The 22,816-nt window shown below is 67.5% G+C and carries 21 protein-coding genes and 1 pseudogene; 10 read left to right on the forward strand and 12 right to left on the reverse strand.

From position 1 onward, the window contains the following. Positions 1–68: 68 nt before the first annotated feature. The gene (locus MRB47_RS07150) at positions 69–1,040 is read right to left on the reverse strand and encodes a Bug family tripartite tricarboxylate transporter substrate binding protein (RefSeq protein ID WP_103738817.1); all 972 of its coding nucleotides are present in this window, start codon (positions 1,038–1,040) and stop codon (positions 69–71) included. Between the two features lie 132 nt (positions 1,041–1,172). Here MRB47_RS07150 and MRB47_RS07155 point away from each other — a divergent pair, with 132 nt between their 5' ends. Continuing rightward, entirely contained in the window at positions 1,173–1,523 is a 351-nt protein-coding gene (locus tag MRB47_RS07155) for a four-helix bundle copper-binding protein (RefSeq protein WP_103738818.1), read from the forward strand. A gap of 187 nt (positions 1,524–1,710) precedes the next feature. Here MRB47_RS07155 and MRB47_RS07160 read toward each other — a convergent pair whose 3' ends face one another. Then, positions 1,711–2,763 (reverse strand): CDP-6-deoxy-delta-3,4-glucoseen reductase, encoded by a 1,053-nt coding sequence (locus MRB47_RS07160; RefSeq protein WP_220637714.1) that lies wholly within the window; start codon positions 2,761–2,763, stop codon positions 1,711–1,713. A 45-nt stretch (positions 2,764–2,808) separates the two neighbouring features. Here MRB47_RS07160 and MRB47_RS07165 point away from each other — a divergent pair, with 45 nt between their 5' ends. Then, positions 2,809–3,765, forward strand: a complete 957-nt coding sequence (locus MRB47_RS07165) for an SDR family oxidoreductase (protein WP_252102322.1) — start codon at positions 2,809–2,811, stop codon at positions 3,763–3,765. Here MRB47_RS07165 and MRB47_RS07170 read toward each other — a convergent pair. The 3 genes from MRB47_RS07170 to MRB47_RS07180 all read right to left on the reverse strand — a co-directional run bounded on the left by MRB47_RS07170 (position 3,762) and on the right by MRB47_RS07180 (position 6,828). Next, complete coding sequence (locus MRB47_RS07170; RefSeq protein WP_252102323.1) at positions 3,762–4,409, reverse strand: DUF4124 domain-containing protein; 648 nt, start codon at positions 4,407–4,409, stop codon at positions 3,762–3,764. The two genes, MRB47_RS07165 and MRB47_RS07170, sit on opposite strands and share 4 nt — an antisense overlap. Positions 4,410–4,418: 9 nt before the next feature. After that, entirely contained in the window at positions 4,419–5,018 is a 600-nt protein-coding gene (locus MRB47_RS07175) for a hypothetical protein (protein ID WP_011806125.1), read from the reverse strand. A 247-nt stretch (positions 5,019–5,265) separates the two neighbouring features. After that, positions 5,266–6,828 (reverse strand): methyl-accepting chemotaxis protein, encoded by a 1,563-nt coding sequence (locus MRB47_RS07180; protein ID WP_252102324.1) that lies wholly within the window; start codon positions 6,826–6,828, stop codon positions 5,266–5,268. Positions 6,829–7,285: 457 nt separating this feature from the next. Between MRB47_RS07180 and MRB47_RS07185 the strand changes: the two genes are divergently transcribed. Next, positions 7,286–8,248: an IS110 family transposase gene (locus tag MRB47_RS07185; protein WP_011804582.1), complete on the forward strand. Its 963-nt coding sequence runs from the start codon at positions 7,286–7,288 to the stop codon at positions 8,246–8,248. 16 nt (positions 8,249–8,264) lie between these two features. Here the strand turns inward: MRB47_RS07185 and MRB47_RS07190 are convergent, their stop codons facing one another. From MRB47_RS07190 to MRB47_RS07200, 3 genes are all read right to left on the reverse strand, one after another. After that, positions 8,265–9,233 (reverse strand): tripartite tricarboxylate transporter substrate binding protein BugE, encoded by a 969-nt coding sequence (locus MRB47_RS07190; RefSeq protein ID WP_015913802.1) that lies wholly within the window; start codon positions 9,231–9,233, stop codon positions 8,265–8,267. Between the two features lie 90 nt (positions 9,234–9,323). Next, the gene (locus MRB47_RS07195) at positions 9,324–10,580 is read right to left on the reverse strand and encodes a CaiB/BaiF CoA transferase family protein (protein WP_252102325.1); all 1,257 of its coding nucleotides are present in this window, start codon (positions 10,578–10,580) and stop codon (positions 9,324–9,326) included. A 152-nt stretch (positions 10,581–10,732) separates the two neighbouring features. Further along, positions 10,733–11,929 (reverse strand): acyl-CoA dehydrogenase, encoded by a 1,197-nt coding sequence (locus MRB47_RS07200; protein WP_047350724.1) that lies wholly within the window; start codon positions 11,927–11,929, stop codon positions 10,733–10,735. Positions 11,930–12,093: 164 nt separating this feature from the next. On the opposite strand from MRB47_RS07200, the gene MRB47_RS07205 reads away from it, so the two are divergent. Continuing rightward, complete coding sequence (locus MRB47_RS07205; RefSeq protein ID WP_011806121.1) at positions 12,094–13,047, forward strand: LysR substrate-binding domain-containing protein; 954 nt, start codon at positions 12,094–12,096, stop codon at positions 13,045–13,047. Between the two features lie 21 nt (positions 13,048–13,068). Here MRB47_RS07205 and MRB47_RS07210 read toward each other — a convergent pair whose 3' ends face one another. Together MRB47_RS07210 and MRB47_RS07215 are read right to left on the reverse strand one after the other, a co-directional pair. Beyond that, positions 13,069–13,758, reverse strand: a complete 690-nt coding sequence (locus tag MRB47_RS07210; protein ID WP_370633114.1) for an LrgB family protein — start codon at positions 13,756–13,758, stop codon at positions 13,069–13,071. 32 nt (positions 13,759–13,790) lie between these two features. Further along, positions 13,791–14,165, reverse strand: a complete 375-nt coding sequence (locus tag MRB47_RS07215) for a CidA/LrgA family protein (protein WP_015913797.1) — start codon at positions 14,163–14,165, stop codon at positions 13,791–13,793. Positions 14,166–14,390: 225 nt separating this feature from the next. Here MRB47_RS07215 and MRB47_RS07220 point away from each other — a divergent pair, with 225 nt between their 5' ends. Together MRB47_RS07220 and MRB47_RS19965 are read left to right on the forward strand one after the other, a co-directional pair. Next, positions 14,391–14,618: a hypothetical protein gene (locus tag MRB47_RS07220; RefSeq protein WP_252102326.1), complete on the forward strand. Its 228-nt coding sequence runs from the start codon at positions 14,391–14,393 to the stop codon at positions 14,616–14,618. A gap of 613 nt (positions 14,619–15,231) precedes the next feature. After that, complete coding sequence (locus MRB47_RS19965) at positions 15,232–15,366, forward strand: hypothetical protein (RefSeq protein ID WP_255580449.1); 135 nt, start codon at positions 15,232–15,234, stop codon at positions 15,364–15,366. A 575-nt stretch (positions 15,367–15,941) separates the two neighbouring features. On the opposite strand, the gene MRB47_RS07225 is transcribed toward MRB47_RS19965, so the two are convergent. Together MRB47_RS07225 and MRB47_RS07230 are read right to left on the reverse strand one after the other, a co-directional pair. Then, positions 15,942–16,550, reverse strand: a complete 609-nt coding sequence (locus tag MRB47_RS07225; RefSeq protein ID WP_411275736.1) for a lipocalin family protein — start codon at positions 16,548–16,550, stop codon at positions 15,942–15,944. Between the two features lie 25 nt (positions 16,551–16,575). Next, complete coding sequence (locus MRB47_RS07230; protein ID WP_252102327.1) at positions 16,576–17,526, reverse strand: MerR family transcriptional regulator; 951 nt, start codon at positions 17,524–17,526, stop codon at positions 16,576–16,578. A gap of 168 nt (positions 17,527–17,694) precedes the next feature. Between MRB47_RS07230 and MRB47_RS07235 the strand changes: the two are divergent. The 4 genes and pseudogenes from MRB47_RS07235 (at position 17,695) to MRB47_RS07250 (ending at position 22,793) form a co-directional block, all read left to right on the forward strand. After that, positions 17,695–19,000 (forward strand): annotated as a pseudogene (locus MRB47_RS07235) (NAD(P)/FAD-dependent oxidoreductase). Then, positions 18,997–19,815: a DUF1365 domain-containing protein gene (locus tag MRB47_RS07240; protein ID WP_252102328.1), complete on the forward strand. Its 819-nt coding sequence runs from the start codon at positions 18,997–18,999 to the stop codon at positions 19,813–19,815. The pseudogene MRB47_RS07235 and the gene MRB47_RS07240 overlap by 4 nt, the downstream one beginning before the upstream one ends. A gap of 2 nt (positions 19,816–19,817) precedes the next feature. Beyond that, the gene (locus MRB47_RS07245) at positions 19,818–21,038 is read left to right on the forward strand and encodes an SAM-dependent methyltransferase (RefSeq protein WP_252102329.1); all 1,221 of its coding nucleotides are present in this window, start codon (positions 19,818–19,820) and stop codon (positions 21,036–21,038) included. A gap of 78 nt (positions 21,039–21,116) precedes the next feature. Continuing rightward, positions 21,117–22,793 (forward strand): methyl-accepting chemotaxis protein, encoded by a 1,677-nt coding sequence (locus MRB47_RS07250; protein ID WP_252102330.1) that lies wholly within the window; start codon positions 21,117–21,119, stop codon positions 22,791–22,793. Positions 22,794–22,816 lie beyond the last annotated feature (23 nt).

Consider the following 22,816-nt stretch of genomic DNA (forward strand, 5'->3'; position numbering starts at 1 on the left):
CACGCCCGGATAGTCGCGCCGTGCGCCGCCCGCGGCACTCCGGTGGCACCCGGAATGCCGCGTTCCGGTCAGTCCACCTTGGCGCCGGAGGCCTTCACCACCTGTTGGTACTTGGCGCGCTCGGCGGCCATGAAGGCGTCGAACTGCTCGGGCGTGGTGGCCACGGGCTCGGCCATCAGCGCGGAAAAGCGCGTCTTGGTTTCCGGTGCCTTGAGTGCCTCTGTGAAGGCCTTGTTGAGCTTGGCGATCACGGGCTTGGGCGTGCCGGCCGGTGCCACCAGACCCCACCAGGTGTCGATGGCAAAGCCCTTGAAGGTCTGCGACAGCGGGGGCACGCCGGGCAGCATGGGGCTGGCTTCCAGCGAGGTGACGGCCAGGGCCTTGAGCTTGCCCGACTTGATGTTGGGCGCGGCGGCGGCCAGGTTGTCGATGTTGAAGTCCACCTCGCCGGCCAGCAGGGCCAGCTGCGCGGGGCTGGCGCCGCGGTAGGGGATGTGCAGCGCGAAGATGCCGGCCTTCTGCTTGAACATCTCGCCCGCCAGGTGGCCGGCGCTGCCGTTGCCGCCGCTGCCGTAGTTGAGCTTGGCGGGGTTGGCCTTGGCGTAGGCGATCAGGTCCTGCAGGGTGTTGATCTTGAGCTGCTCGGCCCGCGCGGCGTTGACCACCAGCACGTTGGGCACGCGCACCATCTGCGTGATACCGGCGAAGTCCTTGGCTGCGTCGTAGGGCATGCGGTTGTACAGCCAGGGGTTCACGGCGTGCGTGGCCGTGGCGGCGATGCCGATGGTGTGCCCGTCGGGCGCGGACTTGGCGATCAGATCGGCGCCGATGTTGCCGCCCGCACCCGCCTTGTTGTCGACGACCACCACGCCGAGCGTGTCGCGCACGCGCTCGGCCAGCGCGCGGGCCGTCACGTCCAGCGGGCCGCCAGGCGCGTAGGGCACGACCAGGCGGATCGGCGCGTCCTGCGCGTGGCTCAGGGGGGCTGCGAGTGCCGCGCCAATGGCAGCGGCCGAAAGAAGAAGGTGTCTGCGGTTCATAGGCCTCCATTGTGCAAAAAATGGAAGACGCTTCCGTGGCGCCGCAATGCTGCCCTGTCCTACGACAAGGCGCAGCGCATCTTTCTACGATGGGCCCGGGCCTTGCCTGCCCCCGCCCATGAAAGGACTGACATGCTGGACGCCCCCACCATCCTGGACGAATCACGCTACTCCCACTGCATCGCGGCCTGCAACGCATGCGCTGCCACCTGCGATTTCTGCGCCGCGGCGTGCCTGCGCGAGCCCGACCCGCGCCACATGGCCAAGTGCATCGCGCTGGACATGGACTGCGCCGACATCTGCCGCCTGGCTGCCGCCACCATGGCCCGCGAGAGCCCCCACGTGAACTATGTCTGCGAGCTGTGCGCGCGCATCTGCGAAAGCTGCGCACAGGAATGCATGAGCCACGCGGCGGACCATTGCCAGGACTGCGCGGAAGCCTGCAAGCGCTGCGCCAGCCTGTGCCGCGACATGATCGCTTGAGCGAAGCACGCTCCCTGAGCGGCGGCGCTTACCGCGGCCCTGTCGCCGCCTTCGGAGTGCCGTGCGGCGCGGATGGAGCACGGCGCCCGTGGTCTAGCAGATCCCGTTCGACGACACCTGCTGGCCGGGCACAACGCCCGTTGCGTGGCGCAGGGTTGTGCGCGGTGCGCTACGGGGGAAGCGCCCGTCAGCCGCCGTGCTTGTCGGCCTCGGACGTGAACGCGTCGGCGTAGAACTCGTCGGGCGGTAGGCCTCGCTCCGCGCTGTAGGCGGCGCGGGCCGAGTCCACCACGATGGGCGCGCCGCAGGCATAGACCTGATAGCCCGAGAGGTCGGCAATGTCCTCCATGACCGCTTGGTGCACGAAGCCCGTGCGGCCGGCCCAGCCGTCCTCGGGCAGGGCGTCGGAGACCACGGGTACGTAGCGCAGGTTTGGCAGCGCGGCCAGGCGCTCGCGGATCCAGCCGTCCATGTACAGGTCCGCCGGGCGGCGCCCGCCCCAGTAGAGCGTGGCCGGGCGCGTGATGCCCTTGTGCTGCATGTGTTCGATCAGCGCCTTGATGGGCGCAAAGCCCGTGCCCGAAGCCAGAAACACCATGGGCTTGTCGGAATCCTCGCGCAGGAAGAAGCTGCCGAAAGGGCCCTCCACGCGCAGGATTTCCTTCTCCTTCATGGCGTTGAACACATGGTCGGTGAAGCGCCCGCCGGGCATGTGGCGGATGTGCAGCTCCACGCCTGGCGCGCCTTCCTGCGTGTGGGGTGCGTTGGCCATGGAGTACGCGCGGCGCGCGCCGTCACGCAGGATGAATTCGATGTACTGGCCCGCGTGGTAGCGGAAGGTGTCGGCCGCGGGCAGTTGCAGGCGCACCTGCATCACATCGTGCGATGCGCGCGTGAGCGCCGCCACGCGCACCGGCAGCTTCTTGATGGGATAGGCGCTCTCGTCGGTCACCTGGCGCGATTCCAGCACCACGTCGGTCAGCGGCTGGGCACAGCAGGTGAGCACGAAGCCGGCTTCTTCCTCCTCGGTGCTCAGCGCCTTCTGTTGGTGATCGCCGTGCACCACCGAGCCGCTGAGCTTCTTGCACTTGCACGAGCCGCAGGCACCGTCCTTGCAACCGTAGGGCATGCCCACGCCGCCGCGGATGGCCGCGGACAGGATGGTTTCGCCAGCCTGCGCCTCGAAGGCACGGCCACTGGGCTGCACGGTGATCTGGAATGCGGTCTCTGCGCTGGTCATGACAGTGGGTATCCTTGGAGTTGTCTTCAAGTAAACCGACCGATTTTGCCCTCAATCCAAAACCCTCTCGGCGCCCTGCCGGCGCGCTTTCGCCGCCAGCGCGTGCTCATCATTGGCTGCGGCGACGTGGGGCTGCGCGTGGTGCGCAGCCTGAACGGACCCCAGGGCGGTAGTGGCCGCCCGCGCGTGCTTGCGCTCACGTCCTCGCCCACGCGCGTGCCGCAGTTGCGTGGGGCGGGCGTTACGCCGCTGCTGGGCAATCTGGACGATGCGGCCACGCTGGCGCGCCTGGCGGGCGTGGCCACGCGGGTGCTGCATCTGGCGCCGCCACCTGGCGAGCGCGAGGTTGGTCCGCGCTGGTGGCTGGACCCCCGTAGCACGGCGCTGGCGCGTGCGCTGCGCCGGCGCACGCTGCCGCAATCCCTGGTGTATGCCTCCACCAGTGGCGTGTATGGCGACTGCGCGGGGGCATGGGTGCCCGAGTCGCGGCCCGTGGCGCCCGCCACGCCGCGCGCGCAGCGCCGCGTGAATGCCGAGCGCGCCATGCGTCACCTGGGTCGTGCGGGCGTGCCCGTGAGCATTCTGCGCGTGCCCGGCATCTACGCCCCTGACCGTGAGGGCGGCACGCCCGAAGCGCGCCTGCGCCGCGGCACGCCCGTGCTGGCCGAGCCTGACGACGTCTATACCAACCACATCCATGCGGATGACCTGGCGCGGGCCTGCATGCTGGCGCTGTGGCGCGCTCGTGCGCAACGCATCTACAACGTGGCAGACGACAGCCAGCTCAAGATGGGAGACTACTTCGACTTCGCGGCCGACCTCTATGGCTTGCCGCGTCCGCCGCGCGTGCAGCGCAGTACCGCGCAGGAGCAGCTACCGCTGTCGCTGCTGAGTTTCATGGGCGAATCGCGGCGGTTGACCACTGCGCGCATGGCGCGCGAACTGCGCCTGCGCTTGCGCTACCCCACCGTGCGCGAAGGGCTGCAGGCACCGCACCCTTAGCGGGGGTAGGTGTTGCCCTGCTTGTCGTAGCAGCGAAACACGTTGCAGTGCGTGATTTCGCGCCGCGGCGGCGGCGCGGGCCGTGGTGGCACCACCACCACCGGCGGGGCGTAGTAGGGCGAGGGATAGACGGTGCGGCTGGAGCGCGCGCTCTCCGCGCGTGCATAGTCCGCCGGACTCAGGCAGGCGAGGTCAGCCTGGCGCTGTGCCGCATCCAGCCGCGCCTGCTCGTCGTACATGCCGCGGCCTATGGTGGAGAGCACCTCCTGCAGGTTGCGCCGTGCGCGCTGGCAGTCTACGGATTGCGATGGATCGGCCGGGGTGGCGCGAGGGCGCGCTGCGCGCGTCGCGGGCTCGGCGTCGCGCTGTTGCTGGCGCTCCCATTGCTGTCGCTCCTGCTTGCGCTCCAGGGCTTCGGCGGCTTGCTCGCGCTCCTGCTGGATTTCCTGGGGGGTCTTGCGGGCTTCGACTTCGCGTGCGGACTGGCCGCGGCCGCAGTCGCCATCGGTGTAAGTCACCTTGCCCGTGGCCGGGTCGGTGCAGCGCACCACCTGGGCCATTGACGGCAGGGGCAGACAGGTAACCAGCGTCAGCGCCAGGGCGGCACTGACGCTGCCAAGGGAGCCAGGCAGGGCTCGGGTCATGGGCGGCCTTCAGCGCCAGTCGGGGCGCGGGTTGGGGCGATCGCCGGGCTGGGGCTGGAATGCCTGGTTGCGTCGCTCCCGCTCGGCTTCGCGCTCCGCGCGGCGGTCACGTTCGAACTGCAGCTGCCGTTCGCGTGCCACGTCGGGGTTGGGGTGGCGCAGCAGTTGGTCTTCCTTACGGCGTTGGTCCCAGTCGCGGCGGCGTTCGGCCTCCCAACGTTCGGCGTCGCGGCGGCGTTCCGCTTCGCGCCGGTCGGCTTCACGGCGGTCCGCATCGCGGCGGCGGTCGGCTTCGCGACGACGGTCCGCCTCACGGCGTTCGCGCTCCTGGGCCTCGCGCCATTGGCGCTCACGCGCTTCCCGCCACTGGCGCTCGCGCCAGGCGTCTTCACGCCAGCCGGAAGGCGGAGGGGGGTAGTCGCGCCAGCCTAACGGCGGGGCGGTATAGATCACGCCGGGCTGCTCGTACACCGTCATGGACGATGGCGCGGGATAGTAGCCGCCCCCATCGTAGTAGGGGTCACCCGGCACAGCCGCGCAGCCGACAGCCAGCGAGGCGAGCACGCCGGCGGTGAGGATGCGCACAGAAGTCCAACGCGAAAGCGGCATGGAGAGTTCTCCCGGGTAAGCACGCCGGGCGGTCCGGGCCGGCGCTGTGATGGTAAAGGCGGTGGTCTCGCTGCCACCTCTTGTGTGTCAGACGCGCGTCGGACCATTTTGGTTGACCCTACCGGACCGGCTTTGTCAGGCTTTGCCGCCTCTTCACCATTGTGACCGGGTGTTTCGCCGCCAGCGCAGGGCTTGGCGGCCGCGCGGCGCGCGATGATTCCGCCTGGCGCAAGGGTGCCGACGCTGCCTACCCGCGCTGTTGCGCTGCGGGCACGGAGCCGTCGGCGCGCAGGCGGAACAGGGCCACGGACTGCACCAGTTGCTCGGCCTGCAGCTTCAGGCTGTCGGCGGCGGCTGCGCTTTCCTCCACCAGTGCGGCGTTCTGCTGCGTGGCCTGGTCCATCTGCGCCACGGCATCGCTCACCTGGTGCACCCCGGCGCTTTGCTCCTGGCTGGCGGTGCTGATCTCGGCCACGATGCCGCTCACCCGCTGGATGGCCGTCACCACCTCCGTCATGGTGGCGCCGGCTTGGCCGACCAGTGCGGACCCTTGCTCCGCCCGCTCCACGCTGGTGTGGATCAGTTGCTTGATCTCCTTGGCCGCGGCGGCCGAGCGCTGGGCCAGCGCGCGCACCTCGCCGGCCACCACGGCGAATCCGCGGCCCTGCTCGCCGGCGCGTGCGGCCTCCACCGCGGCGTTCAGCGCCAGGATGTTGGTCTGGAAGGCGATGCCGTCGATGACGCCGATGATGTCCGCGATGCGGTGGCTGCTTTCGTTGATGCCCTGCATGGTGGTGACGACCTGGGTCACCACTTCGCCGCCCTGGCTGGCGACCTGCGAGGCGTTGGCTGCCAGCTGGTTGGCCTGGCGCGCGTTGTCGGCGTTCTGGCGCACGGTGGCACTCAGCTCCTCCATGGAGGCGGACGTTTCCTCCAGCGCGCCGGCCTGCTGCTCGGTGCGGGCCGACAGGTCGTTGTTGCCCTGGGCGATCTCGGTGCTGGCCAGTGCCACCTGGCGCGCGTTGGCGCGCACATCGGCCACCACGTTGGACAGGCTCTGCTGAATCTTGTGCAGCGCGTTGAGCAACTGGGCCACTTCGTCACGTCCGCTGGAGGCGCGCGCGATCGTCAGATCGCCATTGGCCACGGCCTCGGCGACTTCCACGGCCTGGCCCAGGGGGCGGGTCACGGTGCGGCTGAAGGCCACCGCTCCGCCGATGCTGAGCGCGCAGACCACCAGCATCACGCCCAGGCTGATGCGGGTGGCGTTGCGCGCAGCGCCGTCGGTGCGGGCGGCGACCGCGGCGCTCGCCTCGCGGATCAGCGTGTTGGCCTCGTCCAGCATCTGTGCCGGCTCCCGGTCTATGCCTTGCACCGAGCGGTCGCCTGCCTGCGGGTCGAAGCCGGCGGCCTGGAAGGCCTCATAACCGCGCCGGTAGGCCGCGCCCATGCGCTCATGGGCGGCCGCGAAGGCCGCGACACGCTGGCGCTCAGGCCCTTCCTGCATCCCGTCCTGCAGTTTCCGGGCGACCGTGCGCACTGTGGCCTCGGTGGCCTCGAAGCTGCGCCAGTGGCGCGCACGCTGGTCCGCGTCGTGCCCGCGCACGAGCACGTTCTTCCACTCCTGCACCTGGGTCTTGAAGTCCGCCAGCAGGTTGCTCACCAGCCGCTCGTGTTCCATGCTGGTGGCCACGGTCGTTTGGTAGACCGTGATGGCCTGGTTCAGCCGCGCGATGCCGAACAGGGCGGTCAGCAACAGCGCCAGCAGTGCAATGGTGAAGGCAAGGGGGAGCTTGTGGCGGAGTTTCATGGTGGGTTGGGTATGTGGGCGCACACAAATGCAGGATCGCTTGGTGCGCCACCGCCCTGCTGCTGCCGCAGTGCAGGACGGGGTGAGGCCGGTCATATGCTCATCGGCATTCGTGACTTTTTCTTGAATTTTGTTTCAGTAGGTAATTACCCTGCAATGCCTGGGCATATCAGGAAGGCCTGCCGTTGCACCCATGGCGCAAACGAAAAAGCCCCGCGGGGGCGGGGCTGGTGAGGGTGGAGGCGGTGCGCGCTTGTATCTTTAAACCAGACCAGCGCGGTAGAGTCTGAACGCCGTTGAGGCGGCCAGACCGGCCCGTGCAGTTTGGTAGGCGCTGGGGTGATAGAGCCCGTGACTGAGTACAGAACGCATGGCCGCCGCGCTGGTCTTCGTGAAGCCCGAACGGTTACGCGCGCCTTGATTGAGCGCGCATGCACAAGCAAGGGATCTGAAGATCATGTCTGTTACCTCAGTGACGGTGGGCATCGACGTGGCCAAGGCGCACGTGGATGTCTGTGTGCTGGGTGCCAAGAGCAGCGCCCAGCGGTTTGACAACGATGCCGAAGGCCACTCGGCGCTGGCGGCTGCCCTGCAGCCCCTGGACGTGGGTCTGGTGGTGATGGAGGCCACCGGCGGCTACGAGGCCGCGTTAGCGTGTGCCCTGCAGGCCACAGGCCTGCCCGTGGCGGTCATCAACCCGCGCCAGGCGCGCGACTTCGCCAAATCCATGGGACGCCTGGCCAAGACCGACGCGGTGGATGCGCGCACGCTGGCCGAGCTGGCAGCGGTGCTGCTGCGCCGCGACGATCTGCAGCGCTTCTTGCGCCCCCTGGCCGATGAGCGCCAGCAGTGGCTCGCGGCCCTGGTCACGCGCAGGCGCCAGTTGCTGACCATGCTCCATTCGGAGCGCCAACGGCTGCAGATCACGCCCAAGAAGCTGCACGCCAGCATCGAGGCCATCGAGGCGGCGATCAAGGCGCAGCTCGATGAGATCGAAGAGCAGATGGTCACGCATGTGCGCGAGCACTTTGGGGAGCTCGACACGCTGCTGCAGTCGGCTGCGGGAGTCGGCCCGGTGGCCAGTGCCACGATGATTGCCGAGCTGCCAGAGCTGGGCCGGCTGAACCGGCGCGAGATCGCTGCATTGGTGGGCGTGGCGCCCATGGCCAATGACTCCGGCGGCAGCAAGGGCAGGCGGCGCGTACAAGGCGGGCGCTTCGAGATCCGCCGCGTGCTGTACATGGCAACGCTCACGGCCACCCGCTACAACCCGGCCATCAAGGCCTTCTACGAGCGTCTGAAGGCCGCTGGCAAGTTGCCCAAGGTCGCCCTGGTCGCTTGCATGCGCAAGTTGCTCACCACGCTCAACGCCATGGTGCGCACTGGAAAACCTTGGGACAAGTCGCTTCATTGCGCTTGACTTCGAAGACGGTTACTCAGTCCATGGTGAGCTTCTGCTTGTCCACCACGTTTTTGTAAGCCGTGTACTCCGCCTTGATTTCCTGGGCGAACTTCGCCGGCGTGTCGGCCACGATCAGCGAGCCCGTGTCCTCAATGCGCTTGCGCACCGCAGGGTCCTTCAGCACCTTGTGCACTGCGGCGTTGACCTTGTCCACGATGTCCTTGGGCAGACCCTTGGGTCCGATGATGCCGTAATAGGCCATACGGTTCACGTTGGGCAGGCCCACTTCGGCCAGTGTGGGCACGTCGGGCAGCACGGCCAGGCGCTGCGGGGCGGCCACCACCAGGGCGGTCAGGCGCTTGTCCTTGATGAAGGGCAGGGCGGACGGCAGGTTGTCGAAGATCAGCGGGATCTGGCCGGCGACGGCGTCGTTCAGTGCCGGGCCCGAGCCGCGGTAGGGCACGTGCACCAGCTGGGTGCCGGTCTCCAGCATGAACATTTCCATCATCAGGTGGCCGATGCTGCCGGTGCCGGGCGAGCCGAACGAGTACTTGCCTGGAGTCTTCTTGACTTCGGCCAGGAAGCTCTTGTATTCCTTGCCGACGAACTGCGGGTTGGCCGCAATCACGTTGGGCGTGGCGGCGATGTTCACGACCGGGGTGAAGTCGGTGAACACGTTGTAGGGGATCTTGGGGTTGATGGCCGGGTTGGTGGCCGTGGTGGACACGGTGGCCACGCCCAGGTTGTAGCCGTCCGGCGTGGCGCGCGCGGTTTCGGCCGCACCGATGGCGCCGCCGCCGCCGCCCTTGTTCTCTACCACCACGGGCTGGCCCAGCTCGCGGCCCAGGGGCTCGGCCACCACGCGGGCGATCAGGTCGGTGGTGCCGCCCGCTGCGAAGGGCACCAGCAGGCGGATGGGCTTGTTGGGGTAGCCGGACTGGGCCTGGGCGGCCGTGCCGAGCAGGGCCAGTAGGCCCAGGGTGAGTGCGCTGCGACGAATCATGCTTTTATCTCCTGTTATCGATGTGGTGAAGCAATGGCGTGCCAGTGATGGCGGGAAGGAAGCACCGAAGGGGCCGGTGCGGGAAAAGGGTCAGATGGCACCCCCCGCTTTGAGCGCTGCGATGGCCGAAGCATCCAGGCCCAGCTCGCGCAGCACCTCGTCGGTGTGCTGGCCGAGCGCGGGTGGCGCGCGATGGTAGCTGACGGGCGTGCCCGACAGCCGCATGGGGTTGGCCACCGTGGCCACGTGGGCGATGCCGTCGCCGGCGTCGCGGGGCAACTCCCTGCGGATGCCGCGCGCGCGCACCTGCGGGTCGTCGAAGGCCTCGGCAATGGTGTTGATGGGGCCGCAGGGCACGGCCTTGTCCTCCAGCAGGGCGATCCACTCGGCGGTGCTGCGGGTCTGCAGGACGGGCTCCATCAGCGCCAGCAGCGCAGCGCGGTGCTGCACGCGTGCGGTATTGGTGGCAAAGCGTGCGTCCTGTGCCCATTCGGGGTGGCCGCACGCCTGGCAAAAGCGCGCGAACTGTCCGTCGTTGCCGATGGCCAGCAGCACGTTGCCGTCGCGGCTGCGAAAGTCCTGGTAGGGCGCCAGGCTGGGGTGGATGTTGCCGGCGCGTCCGGGCGCCTGCCCGGTGGCCAGGTAGCCCGCCGCTTGGTTGGCCAGCACGGCCATGCCCACGTCGAGCAAAGCCATGTCGATGTGCTGCCCTTCGCCGGTGCCGTTGCGGGCGTTGTCGCGCGCGTTCAGCGCGGCCAGGATGGCGTTGCTGGCGTACAGGCCGGTGAACACGTCCACCACGGCCACGCCGACCTTCAGAGGCCCGCCACCGGGCTGCCCGTCGGCATGGCCGGTGATGCTCATCAGGCCGCACATGGCCTGCACCATCAGGTCATAGCCGGCGCGTTCGGCATACGGCCCGTCCTGGCCGAAACCGGTGATGGAGCAGTAGACCAGGCGCGGGTTCAGCGCCTTGAGGCTGTCATAGTCCAGCCCGTATTGCTTCAGACCCCCGACCTTGAAGTTCTCCACCACCACGTCGGCCTCGGCGGCCATCTTGCGCAGCAGGGCCTGGCCTTCGGGGTGGGCCATGTCCACGGTGATGCTGCGCTTGTTGCGGTTGCAGGCGGTGAAGTAGCTGGCCTCGCGCGAGTCGTTGCCTTCCGCGTCCTTGAGGAAGGGAGGGCCCCAGTGGCGGGTGTCGTCCCCGGCCACGGGCCGCTCGACCTTGACCACATCGGCGCCCAGGTCGGCCAGCATCTGGGTGCACCAGGGACCGGCAAGCACGCGCGAAAGATCCAGTACCTTGATACCGTCCAAGGCGCCGCGGGGGGTGGAAGCACTCATGAAATCGCTATTGAAAACGTAGCTGCTCGCGCTTGTTGTGCCAATAATTCAAGGATAAAAACCATTGAACTGATTGCAGGGTAAGCGCGAGAAGCTCCTATTTTGAGAGCGCGCGTGACGGGCCTTTGATGCGGCCCGCGCGCCGCGTTGGGTCAGTTGGCGAACGCGGCGATGCCCGTCTGCGCGCGGCCCAGGATGAGCGCGTGCACGTCGTGCGTGCCCTCGTAGGTGTTGACCACCTCCAGGTTCACCAGGTGGCGTGCCACGCCAAACTCGTCGCTGATGCCGTTGCCGCCCATCATGTCGCGCGCCAGGCGGGCGATGTCCAGGGCCTTGCCGCAGTTGTTGCGCTTGATCAGCGAGGTGATCTCGACCACGTTCTGGTGCTCGTCCTTCATGCGGCCCACGCGCAGCGCGGCCTGCAGGCCCAGCGTGATCTCGGTCTGCATGTCGGCCAGCTTTTTCTGCACGAGCTGGTTGGCGGCCAGCGGGCGGCCGAACTGCTTGCGGTCCAGCGTGTACTGGCGCGCGGTGTGCCAGCAGAACTCGGCCGCGCCCATGGCGCCCCAGGCGATGCCGAAGCGTGCGCTGTTCAGGCAGGTGAACGGGCCCTTCAACCCGCGCACTTCGGGGAAGGCGTTTTCCTCGGGCACGAACACGTCGTCCATCACGATCTCACCGGTGATGGAGGCGCGCAGGCCCACCTTGCCGTGGATGGCGGGGGCGGACAGGCCCTTCATGCCCTTGTCCAGGATGAAGCCGCGGATCTGGCCCACGGTGCCGGATGCCTCCACTTCCTTGGCCCAGACGACGAACACGTCGGCCACGGGGCTGTTGGTGATCCACATCTTGTTGCCCTTGAGGCGATAGCCGCCGTCCACCTTGTAGGCGCGCGTGGCCATGCTGCCGGGGTCGGAGCCGTGGTCGGGCTCGGTCAGGCCGAAGCAGCCGATGAATTCGCCGGAGGCCAGCTTGGGCAGGTACTTCTGCTTCTGCGCCTCGGAACCGAACTCGTTGATCGGCACCATCACCAGCGACGACTGCACCGACGCCATGGAGCGGTAGCCCGAGTCCACGCGCTCGATCTCGCGCGCCACCAAGCCGTAGCTGACATAGTTCAGCCCGGCGCCGCCGTACTCGGTGGGGATGGTGGGGCCCAGCAGGCCGAGTTCACCCATCTCGCGGAAGATGGTCACGTCGGTCTTCTCGTGGCGGAACATGTCCAGCACGCGCGGCGCCAGCTTGTCCTGGCAGTAGGCGCGCGCGGCGTCACGGACGGCGCGCTCGTCTTCGGTGAGCTGCTGGTCGAGTTGGAAGGGGTCGTCCCATTGGAAGGCGGTGCGGGTCATGGTGTCTCCAGTGCTGGAATGCGGGGTGGGTGGTAGGACCCAAGCATGCACAAGGTGCATTGCTTGGTTAACGAAGGTGATCGTATGGCGTGTGGATGAGTGGCGGCAAGCGAGTTATTCGCATCCAGATATTTGATTTAAGAATATCTGGCTAAGATGCTGCGATGCGACGACACCTGCCATCCACCCAGGCGCTGGCCTGCTTTGAAGCCGCTGCGCGCCACGAGAGCTATACCCGCGCCGCGCAGGAGCTGGCGCTGACGCAAAGCGCGGTGTCGCGCCAAATCCTGGCGCTGGAGGAGCAACTCGGCGTGCAACTCTTTCGCCGCACGCGCCACGGGGTGGTGCTCACCCCCGCAGGGCGGCATTACGGGCAACAGGTGGCGCGCTGGCTGCAGGGGCTGGAGCGCGACACGCTCGACGTCATGGCCCACCAGGGGCATGGCGGCGCCATTTCGCTCGCGGCCGTGGCCACCTTTGCCACGCGCTGGCTGATCCCGCGCCTGCCTCTGCTGGCCGCGCGCCACCCCGAGATCGTGGTGCACATCGAGACGCAGACCCGGCCCTTCCTGTTCACCGATACGGCTTTCGACGCGGCGCTGTACGCGGGCACGCCCGAGCAGGTCGCCAACTGGCCCGGCGTGCAGGCGCAGCTGCTGATGCAGGAGGACGTGGTGCCCGTGTGCAGCCCGCGCCTGCTGGAGACGGCGGCGCAGCAACTGGGCATGCCGCGCGGCACGGGCCGTGCACACCAGGGCCTGCCGCCACCGGCGCTGGCGCGGCTGCCGCTACTGCAGCAAAGCACCCGGCCCTATGGCTGGCGACAGTGGTTCGATGCCATGGGAGTGCCGGATGCGCCGCGCGCGCTGGAAGGGCCGCGCTATGAACTGTTCTCCATGACGGCCGCCGCGGCGGCCCACGGCCTGGGGATTGCGCTGATGCCGCCCATGCTGATCGAGGCCGAGATCGCCCGGGGCGAGCTGGTGGTGGCCTGCCCGCGTCCGTTGCGTGGCGAGCGGGGTTACTACCTCGTGAGCCCCGCGCAGCCCCAGCCGCCGGTGCTGGCCGCGTTCGCTGGCTGGCTGCAGGACATGGCGGTGGCCGGGCCGCTGGCGTAGCCGCTCTTCAGCATCTGTCGATCAGCGTCCACCCATCAACGCGACGCATACCGGCACCAGCACGGCAGTGGCCACACCGTTCAGGCCCATCGCCAGCGCGGCGAAGGCACCGGCCGTGGGATGCACCTGCAGTTCGCGCGCCGTGCCGATGGCATGGGCCGTGAGGCCGATGGCAAAGCCGCGCACGGCCGGGTCGTGCACGCGCAGCAGGCGCAGCAGCGGCCCCGCCAGCACCGCCCCCGCAATGCCCGTGATGGCCACGGCCACCGCTGCCAGCGATGGCGCGCCGCCGATGCGCTCCGCCACGGGCAGCGCGATCGGCATGGTGGCGGATTTGGGTGCGAGCGCCATCAGCGTCTCATACGATGCGCCCAGAGCCCAGGCCAGCAGCAGGGCGGAGACGATCGCCACCGTGCAGCCCACGAGCAGCGCCACGCTGATCGGGCGCCAGAGCTGGCGAATGCGCTCGCGCTGCGCGAACAGCGGCACGGCCAACGCCACCGTGGCGGGGCCGATGAGAAAGCTCAACAGTTGCGTGCCCTCGCGGTAGGTGGCGTAGGGCGTGCCCGTGAGCAGCAGCACCGCCACGACGAGTGCCGTCGCTGTCAGTGGTGGGATCAGCAGCGGGTGTGCGCCGCTGCGCCGATACAGCGCCAGCGTCAACGTGTAGGCCGCCAGCGTCAGCGCCAGCCAGGGCAGTGGCGACGCCATGAGCCATGCGGCCAGCCCAGGGAGAGACGCGCTCACTGGGCCTGCTCCTGCTCGCGCGGGCGTGCGTCGGCGCTGTCGCGCAGCAGCCAGCGCAGCGTCCATGCCGTTACCACCAGCGTGATGGCCGCCCCCACGATGCCGGCCACGAGGAATGGCAGCCATTCGCGCGCGATGCGGTCAAAGTGCAGCATGACCCCGGCGATCGCCGGGATGAACAGCAGCATCATGTTCTGCAGCAGGCTGCCCGCGGTGCTCTCCAGCGCCTGCGGGACGCGCCCGTATGCCAGCAGCGCCGCCAGCAGCAGCAACATGCCTGCGAGAGCGCCAGGCAGGGGCAGGCCCAGGAGTTGGACCAGAAGTTCTCCCAGCAACTGGAGGATGAAGAGGGCGGTTAGGGCGTAGAGCATTGAAGGCGGGCAGGGCGGCGCGCAGGCGCAAAAACCATGATCATCCCTGATACCCACCGCCCCGCGCTGGCGCTGGGGTGATGCCGCCTCTTTGCGGGAGGTCGGGGGCTCCGCCGGTTGCGCGCAACGGCCATCCGCAATACCCTGGTGTGCAGCGGTCGCCCGGCGAAGCACCCTCCGGTGCAACGTAACGGTTGCCGCACCATTGCACCAGGAGGACTTGCCATGGCTACCGCCCAGCCCCTGTACCACGCACCCACGTTTGAACCTACCGTGGATGAGATCGCCACGCTGAAGCAGCTCGAAATGGGCCAGGCCATCAGCGTGCCCGACGCGCTCAAGCACCACCTGTCCGGGCGCCTGCTGGATTGGGCCTATATCGGCAAGACGCCCGGGGGCGAGTTTCACATCACCGACCTGGGCCTGCAGCTCATCAAGCGCCAAAACAACTGAGCCGGATCACCGCTGCGGGGCGGATTCGCCTCCGTCCTACACGGCGTCCCGTGCGGGCGAAGGTACCTTACGGCCACCGCGGCAAACACCCGACGGGTGCGCATCGCAGCTTCGCTGCCATGCCCAGGCGGCGCGGGCCGGGCTTCTCGGCTCCCATTGCGGGAGCCCTGGCGCCAGGTCTGGGCCGAACGCTGTGGCCGCATGCATGGCAAGGGTGGCGTCCTCTTATCGCCGCCCGGCGGCATGTGGCTAACACCCGTAAGCTTTGCCCTTTGGCAGCGTCCCGTGCTGGCCAGTCCTCACGGGGCCCCGCGTACTCGATTGCCGAGGCGCGGGCGGCAGGCACATCGTCCTGCCGCTGCCTCTGGCGCGGTATGCCACCGACCCGGAGATGGCTGACATGATTCACCGCACCGCTCTCGCTCACCGCCAACCGGCCGATCCCCCCGTGGAGCCGGATGTGCCCGCACCACCCCCGGAGCCCGCTGACACGCCTCCGCGCCTGGGCTGAATGGCGGTACGTACGGGCAGTACGCGCACTTGCGCGGGTGGCTGTCTTACAAGGCAGGCCCCCCCAGGCGCTTATGGTGGACCGCAACTACCGGAGCGTGACATGCCACCTACCAAACCCGCCTCAGGCGAAGTACCCCATTCTTCAGGCCGCAACCGCGTGGCCACCTCCAGGACTGTGACACTGCTGCTCATCGCCGTGGCGGTGATGCTGCTGTTCCTGTGGGCGCCGTGGTAGCGCCGGGAGAGGCCGATGGTCTTTTTGCGCTGTTGAACGGGGCGTTCGAACGGGGCATTCGTCTGACAGTGGCCGTGCCCCTGTGTTCCTAACGTGGTGCTTCATTAAAACAGGAGCTTCATCATGAACCGCACCCCCAACCGTCCGTGCGCTGCACCATCCCCGGGCACCACCCCACCGAGCCAGCGCGACGACAAGCGCGCCATTCGCATCGCCCTTGTCACCGCCCTGATCGCGCTGATAGCCGTTGTCGTATTCAACTTGCGCGCTCCAAAGGATCGCCTGAGTGCGCCTGGCGAAGGGGCTCCCGCAGCCACCCAAGGGTCCGCCGGAATGGCCGGGCCGTCGGTGGATGCCCCCCAGCCCTCAGCGCCCCAGCGCGGCGACACGCCTACCACCCCGGGTCGCGAAGGCATGGGCGCACCTGCCGGGGGCGCGCCCTCGGCGCAGTAGACGATGTGCATTGCCGCACGACTGACCGGCTACGACCGTGGGTCAAAGAAAGCCGCACGCCACTGAGCGCGCTCTCGATCCCACGTAGGCTTCTTTTTCCCGCTGCTCGCTGGTACATGCAGTCAATGGGGCGGGTGCGCAGGATCCTGGCGCTTGTGCGTGACCCAGATCAGAGCGTGCGTATCCACCCCCAGCGCCTGGGCGCGAGCCACGATGGCATCGCGCTGCGCAGCGTCCAGTTGTTTGTCGCGCGCCAGAATCCAGCAGTAGCTGGTATCAGGCCCCAACACCAGCGCCCAGCGGTAGTCAGGGTCAAGCGCCGCGACGTGGTAGCCGCCGTAGAACGGGCCGAAGAAGGACACCTTGAGCGATCCGGTGGTGGGGGCACCCGTGAACAGCGCCTTGCCAACGGCTTCGCGCCATTGGCCCGATGCGGCGGCAAAGCCGCGGTTGACCACGCGCACGCTGCCGTCCGCCTGGGGGGTGTAGGTGGCGGACACATCCGTCATGCCGCGCTCGAATGAGTGGTCGAGCCGGGCCAGCTCATACCAGCGCCCCTGATAGCGCTGTAGATCGAATGGCGTGACCGCTTCTACGCCCGGCGGGGGGCTGGTGTTTGCACAGCCGGCCATTACGGCGACGCCCGCCATCCACAGCGCCCACAGGCCTGCGCGGCAGGACGGGATGAGTGCGCGCCGCACAGAAAACAGAAAAGCTGGGAGCAGGTACATGTGATGTCCTTGACCAAGTGCTGGATCAGTGTGTGTGGCGCCATTGCGCCACCAAGGGTTGAAGCCCCGTCAGGTGCTGGACGGGAGTGATCCCTTCCAGAGGCTTTTGGTACAGAGCCGTGCACGAGCCGCCGACCCACAACGCGGTGGTGGGAGACAACTGGGCCCGCAACTCTCGCAGGCTGGCGTGAACGACTGTCCCGTTATGCACATTGCTAAAGCTCAAAGCCACCACATCCGCCCGATGGGCCACGGCGGCTTGGGCCACGTCGCCCACGGGTGTCTGCGTACCCAACGAAACACAGGTACAGCCTTCCAATGCCAGCAGTGCTTCAACCATGAGCAACCCCAAGCTGTGCAATTCCTGGGGCAGCGTGGTGAGCAGGACCTTGGGACCTTGCGGTATGGGCAGCGGCGCCAGGGAAGCAATGGCGTTGCGCAGAACCCCGGTGATGACCTCGGTGAAGAGGTGTTCCTCGAAGACCTCGAAGCGCCCTTGCACCCAGGCTTCGCCCACGGCCGTGGTCAGGGGAGCCACCAGTTCGGTGACGAACGGAGCGAGCCCCATGCGCAGTTGCGCGTGACTCAGGGCGTGCCGCAGGGCTTGCGGATCGTGTGCTCCGATGGCCTCAAGAAGCGGAGCCAGGGTCGCAGGTGAGGAGAACGCCTGAAGATTTGTCTTGGACAAAGATGAACTGGGGGATGAAGGTCTCTGGTTCAGCAAGGACAGAAGTTCTGCACTGTCCAAGCCCACCACCTTGCCGGGCCTGACCCCTGTGTCGAGCAGGCGGCGAATCAGTTTCAGCCGTTGCACCTGCTCGCTCGGATACAGGCGGTCCCCTGCCCCGTCGCGCAAGGGTTGCGGGAAGCCATAGCGTTTTTCCCATACGCGCAAGGTGTCCTTGGCCACGCCGGTTTCGCGCTCCACGGCCGCGATGGGCAAACCTGCGCTCTCGGGATGGTCTGGCGTGCTCATGCGCCAACCTTTATGCGGCGTACAGGCCTCAGGAGGGTATTGAAAGTCATGGACAAACTGTGGTGATTGGTGAAATTGTCTAGGACAAAATTTGTTTTGTCCACTACATTACGCCCATTGTCTGCGCACAGCGCTACCTCTGGTATTTCGCCGAGGGTTGGAGTGATCATGAAAATCGCCATCATTGGTTCGGGAATTTCAGGTTTGGCCGCAGCCCACCGCCTGAGGGCGCAGGCGCGTGTCACGCTTTTCGAGGCGGGGCGTTACTTCGGCGGCCACACCCACACGGTGGACGTGTGCTTGCCGGACGCGGCCGGGGAATTGGTAACGCATGGCGTCGACACCGGCTTTCTGGTCTTCAACGAACGGACCTATCCTGGGCTGATTGCCTTGTTTGACGAGCTGCAGATACCCACCGCGCGCTCGGACATGTCGTTCTCGGTGCAGGTGCCTGGCGCCGGCGCACTGGGCACCGGGACGCTGGAGTGGAGCGGTGCCAACCTGGCAACCGTGTTTGCCCAGCGCCGCAACCTGCTGCGTCCGCGTTTCTGGGGCATGCTGCGCGAGCTGCTGCGTTTCAATCAGCTGTGCACCACCCTGGCGGAGTCGGGCGAAGAGGCCGCGCTGGCCCAGCCCCTGAGCGAGTTTCTGACGCGGCATGGCTTTGGCACAGCGTTCCGCGACTGGTATTTCCTGCCCATGCTGGGCTGCATCTGGAGTTGCCCCACCGATCAGATGCTGCGCTTTCCCGTGGCCACCATGATCCGTTTCTGCCACAACCACGGGCTGATTCAGGTGAGCAACCGCCCGCAGTGGTTCACGGTGGCGGGTGGCGCACGGCCAGTACGTGCACCAACTGCTGCGGGGGCTTGATGCGCGACTGGCCATGCCCGTGCAGCGCATCGTGCGCGATGCCGCTGGCGTGCAGGTGCATGCAGGGGGGCAAACCGAGCGCTTCGACGCCGTGGTGCTGGCGGTGCACAGCGACCAGGCCCTGCGCCTGCTGGCGCAGCCGACACAGCAGGAAACCCAGGTGCTGGGTGCCATCCACTACCAGCCCAATCGCGCGGTGCTGCATACCGACGCGCATGTGATGCCGCAGCGGCGCAGCGCCTGGGCCGCCTGGAATTACGAGCGCGCGGCCAGCAGGGAACGTGAATCGGCGCGCGTGTGCCTGCATTACTGGCTCAATCGCTTACAGCCTTTGCCTTTTGCAGACCCCGTGCTGGTCTCTCTCAATCCGACGCGTTCGATTGCGGCGGAGAAGGTGTTGGCCGAATTCGACTACGACCACCCCGTGTTCGATCTGGCCGCCATTGCCGCCCAGGACCAGGTGCCGCAATTGCAGGGCGTGCAGCGCACGTGGTACTGCGGTGCTTGGACGGGGTATGGCTTTCATGAAGACGGCCTGCAGTCGGGCTACCGCGCCGCCGATCTGCTGCTGGAGCAGTTGCGTCAGCGGGAGGCCGCATGAGCCCTCCAGTCACCGCGGTCACTGGCAACCGGCCGCACATCGGCTTCGGTCATGTGTGGCACACCCGGCTGCGCCCGCGCCGTCACCGTTTCATCGTCCCGACCTTCTTTCTGCTGCTGCCCATGCGCACGCTGCGCGCGCAGCCGCAGGCCGCGGGCGTGTTGGCGCTGAACCGGCCGGGTGCTCTGGCGTTTCGCGATGCCGACCACGGTGATGGCCGCAGCCCGCAAGCCGGGGGGGCATTGGCCTGGCTGGAAGAGCTGCTACGCGGCGAAGGCATTACCGATGCGCAGGGTGAGATCTGGCTGCACTGCTATCCGCGCATCCTGGGCTACAGCTTCAAGCCGGTGAGTTTCTGGTACTGCCACCGCCGTGACGGCAGCCTGCGTGCCATCGTGGCCGAAGTGAACAACACCTTCGGCGAGCGCCATGCCTACCTGCTCGACGCACCAAGGTACGGCGAGGAATTACGCGCGCGCAAGGTTTTCCATGTGTCGCCGTTTTGCCCGGTGGAAGGCGGCTACCGCTTTGAATTCAAGCGCAGTGGCACACAGGGGCTTGAGTCCACGCGCGTGCGCATCGACTTTGACGATGCCCAGGGCCCGCTGGTGCTCACCGGCGTGGCAGGGCGCCTGCAACCCTTGGACGCCAGCAGCCGCCGCCGGGCGCTGTGGCACTACCCGTTTCTGACATGGGGCGTCACTGCGCGCATCTACTGGCATGCCCTGCTGCTGTGGATCAAGCGTGCGCCCTTGCATTCCAAACCCACGCCGCCTGCACGGCCCGTGACCCGATCTTCCTCGCCGAGCACCTGACCATGAACACCACCACTGTCTCGCCGTCCGCGCTCCCCTTGCCTGACATGTCTGCCGCGGCACGCCATGGACTGCGACTGTTGCAGCGCCTGCAGCGTGGCACGCTCCATCTGGAGCTACCCGACGGCAACGTCGTGCAATTGGGTAGCGGCCAACACCCGCATGCCAGCATGCGCCTGCACAACTGGAAGGTGTTTGGAGCCGTCCTGCGCTCGGGGGATATTGGCCTGGCGGAGAGCTACATCGCCCAGGATTGGAGTACGTCCCACCTGGCCGACTTGTTGCGGCTGCTGATGGACAACCGCGATGCGCTGGAGTCTCTGGTCTATGGCGGCTGGTGGGGGCGGCTTGCGTACCGTCTGCGTCACCTGCTCAATCGCAACACCCGTGCCGGGAGCCGGCGCAACATCCACGCGCACTACGACCTGGGCAACGCTTTCTACACGCTGTGGCTGGACCCGAGCATGAACTACTCCAGTGCATGGTTTGAGGGCAACCTGGGGGGAGACCTCACCCAGGCGCAGCACGCCAAAGTACGCCGCGCTCTGCACAGCGCGGGCGTGCAGCCCGGCCACCGGGTGCTGGAAATCGGTTGTGGCTGGGGTGCCCTGGCAGAGATGGCCGCTGGCGAGTTCCGGGCGCAGGTGACAGGAGTGACGCTGTCCACCGAGCAACTGGCCTGGGGCCAGGCGCGCATGCAGGCCGCGGGCCTGGCCGCCCAGGTGGATTTACGGCTGCAGGACTACCGTGATATCCAGGATGGCCCGTTCGATGCCATCTGTTCCATCGAAATGGTCGAGGCCGTGGGGCAGGCTTATTGGCCTAGTTACTTTGGTGCCATGGCGCGCCTGCTCAAGTCGGGCGGGCGCGCCTGCGTGCAAAGCATCGTGATCGACGACGCGCTGTTCGACCGCTATGTGCGGGGCACCGACTTCATCCAGCAGTACATCTTCCCAGGGGGGTGTCTTCCCAGCCCATCGCGTTTTCGCGCCGCCGCGCAGGGCGCGGGCCTGCGGGTGGTGGAGGAGTTTGCCTTCGGCCGCGACTACGCGGAAACCCTGCGCCGCTGGCACCAACGCTTCGTCCAGCAGCGAGCCCAGGTACAGGCCCAGGGATTTGATGCGTCTTTCCAGCGCACCTGGGAGTTCTATCTGGCGTACTGCGAGGCCGCATTCGATGCACGCAGCATCGACGTCGTGCAGTACACGCTGGTGAAGGACTGAAGCGCCCCTCACGGGCAACGACCCCCGCCTTTCATGGCCCCGTGCGGCCCCCCCTTTTTTTTCAACAAGAAAATCATCATGTTCTTATCTCGAATGACGGTCGCCGCCCGCTTGTACGCGGGGTTCGGATTGATCCTGGTCCTTTTGGTGGTGCTGACGGGTATCGCCCTGGTGAAGGTGAACCGCATTGACCAGGCGCTGCGAACCAACAACGACATCCACGTGCAGGTGCAGCGCTACGCCATCAACTTCCGTGGCTCGGCCCATGATCGCTCCATCGCCGTGCGCGACGTGGTGCTGAGTCCGTCCCCCGCCGAGCGCGACCGGGAGATCGCCACCATCGCTGCGCTGGCGGACTTTTACGCCCAGTCGGCTGCGCCGCTGGAAAAGCTCATCACCCGCAAAGGCGCGGCCCCTGAACTGGGGCAGCTGTATGCCGATATTCGCAGCGCTGAATCCAAGGCCGTGGCCACCACTCAGGCCATCATTGCCCAGGTGCAGGCGGGCGACGCCGCTGCGGTGCAAACCCTGTGGACGCAGGCCAAGCCGCAATACGTGCAGTGGCTGGCAACCATCAACAAGCTCATAGACTTCAAGGAAGCGCGCATCCAGGCGACCAACCAGGGCGCCATGGACGAGGCGGGCAGCTTCCTCGGCGTGATGTTCTCGGCGCTGCTGCTGGCGTTGGTGCTCAGCGTGGCGGTGGCCTGGAGCGTGGCGCGCAGCATCGTGCGTCAGCTCGGGGCCGAACCCGCAGCGCTGGCCGACGTGGCCAGCCTCGTGGCGCAGGGCAACCTGCGGCCGGTGACGGGCGCTGCCCAGGCGCAGCCGGGGAGTGTGCTGGCATCGCTGGGGGCGATGCAGGCCAGTCTGGCGCGCGTGGTAGGCCAGGTGCGCCAGGCGTCGAATGCCGTCACCGTGGGTTCCGAAGAGATTGCCGGCGGCAACGCCGGGCTGCTGCAGCGCACCGAAGAGCAGGCCGCGAACCTGCAGCAGGCCGCTGCGTCCATGGAGCAGATGACCGCTTCGGTGAGGAACAACGCCGACTCGGCCCGCCAGGCCACCCAGGTCGCGGCCTCCGCCAGCCAGGCGGCCCACAAGGGCGGTGCGGTGGTGGCCCAAGTGGTCAGCACCATGGAGGAGATCACGGCCAGCAGCCACAAGATGGCCGACATCATCGGCGTGATCGATTCGATTGCGTTCCAGACCAACATTCTGGCGCTCAACGCCGCCGTGGAGGCTGCGCGCGCCGGTGAGCAGGGCCGCGGCTTTGCCGTGGTGGCCGGCGAAGTGCGGGCGCTGGCGCAGCGCAGCGCCGACGCTGCCAAGGAGATCAAAGGACTGATCGACGGCAGTGTGGCCAAGGTGGAGGAGGGCGCCCGCCTGGTGGGCGACGCAGGAGCCACCATGACCGACATCGTGGAACAGGCCCAGCGCGTGGCGGGCCTGATTGCGGAAATCAGCACCGCCACTGCCGAGCAGACCGACGGTATCGCACAGGTGGGCAATGCCGTGACCCATCTCGACCAGGCCACCCAGCAAAACGCGGCCATGGTGGAGCAAAGCGCCGCGGCTGCACAAACCCTGAAGCAGCAGGCTGCGCAACTGGCCGAGGCCGTCAGTGTGTTCCGCTTGGCGCAGGACGCAGGCGGTGGTGCACCGGTGTCGGTGGTGCGCCGCACTTCCCCCATGGTGACTGCTGCACCCTCTGCCTTGCGGCTCCGGGGCGATGTTGCAGCTTCTGTTGCATATTAAAACGATAGCGGCTAGCGCTTGAC

Origin of the sequence: Diaphorobacter sp. LI3, from assembly GCF_022807955.1 — a bacterium.
Taxonomy (GTDB): domain Bacteria; phylum Pseudomonadota; class Gammaproteobacteria; order Burkholderiales; family Burkholderiaceae_C; genus Diaphorobacter; species Diaphorobacter nitroreducens.

Excerpts from the sequence above, each read along its gene's own strand:
- MRB47_RS07160 (WP_220637714.1), bottom strand. The coding sequence starts at position 2,763 with ATGACCAGCGCAGAGACCGCATTCCAGATCACCGTGCAGCCCAGTGGC.
- MRB47_RS07185 (WP_011804582.1), top strand. The coding sequence starts at position 7,286 with ATGTCTGTTACCTCAGTGACGGTGGGCATCGACGTGGCCAAGGCGCAC.
- MRB47_RS07170 (WP_252102323.1), bottom strand. The coding sequence starts at position 4,409 with ATGACCCGAGCCCTGCCTGGCTCCCTTGGCAGCGTCAGTGCCGCCCTG.
- MRB47_RS07250 (WP_252102330.1), top strand. The coding sequence starts at position 21,117 with ATGTTCTTATCTCGAATGACGGTCGCCGCCCGCTTGTACGCGGGGTTC.
- MRB47_RS07210 (WP_370633114.1), bottom strand. The coding sequence starts at position 13,758 with ATGGCGTCGCCACTGCCCTGGCTGGCGCTGACGCTGGCGGCCTACACG.
- MRB47_RS07240 (WP_252102328.1), top strand. The coding sequence starts at position 18,997 with ATGAGCCCTCCAGTCACCGCGGTCACTGGCAACCGGCCGCACATCGGC.
- MRB47_RS07230 (WP_252102327.1), bottom strand. The coding sequence starts at position 17,526 with ATGAGCACGCCAGACCATCCCGAGAGCGCAGGTTTGCCCATCGCGGCC.
- MRB47_RS07215 (WP_015913797.1), bottom strand. The coding sequence starts at position 14,165 with ATGCTCTACGCCCTAACCGCCCTCTTCATCCTCCAGTTGCTGGGAGAA.
- MRB47_RS07155 (WP_103738818.1), top strand. The coding sequence starts at position 1,173 with ATGCTGGACGCCCCCACCATCCTGGACGAATCACGCTACTCCCACTGC.
- MRB47_RS07220 (WP_252102326.1), top strand. The coding sequence starts at position 14,391 with ATGGCTACCGCCCAGCCCCTGTACCACGCACCCACGTTTGAACCTACC.
- MRB47_RS07180 (WP_252102324.1), bottom strand. The coding sequence starts at position 6,828 with ATGAAACTCCGCCACAAGCTCCCCCTTGCCTTCACCATTGCACTGCTG.
- MRB47_RS07205 (WP_011806121.1), top strand. The coding sequence starts at position 12,094 with ATGCGACGACACCTGCCATCCACCCAGGCGCTGGCCTGCTTTGAAGCC.
- MRB47_RS07200 (WP_047350724.1), bottom strand. The coding sequence starts at position 11,929 with ATGACCCGCACCGCCTTCCAATGGGACGACCCCTTCCAACTCGACCAG.
- MRB47_RS07150 (WP_103738817.1), bottom strand. The coding sequence starts at position 1,040 with ATGAACCGCAGACACCTTCTTCTTTCGGCCGCTGCCATTGGCGCGGCA.
- MRB47_RS07190 (WP_015913802.1), bottom strand. The coding sequence starts at position 9,233 with ATGATTCGTCGCAGCGCACTCACCCTGGGCCTACTGGCCCTGCTCGGC.
- MRB47_RS07225 (WP_411275736.1), bottom strand. The coding sequence starts at position 16,550 with ATGTACCTGCTCCCAGCTTTTCTGTTTTCTGTGCGGCGCGCACTCATC.
- MRB47_RS07245 (WP_252102329.1), top strand. The coding sequence starts at position 19,818 with ATGAACACCACCACTGTCTCGCCGTCCGCGCTCCCCTTGCCTGACATG.
- MRB47_RS07195 (WP_252102325.1), bottom strand. The coding sequence starts at position 10,580 with ATGAGTGCTTCCACCCCCCGCGGCGCCTTGGACGGTATCAAGGTACTG.
- MRB47_RS07175 (WP_011806125.1), bottom strand. The coding sequence starts at position 5,018 with ATGCCGCTTTCGCGTTGGACTTCTGTGCGCATCCTCACCGCCGGCGTG.
- MRB47_RS19965 (WP_255580449.1), top strand. The coding sequence starts at position 15,232 with ATGCCACCTACCAAACCCGCCTCAGGCGAAGTACCCCATTCTTCAGGC.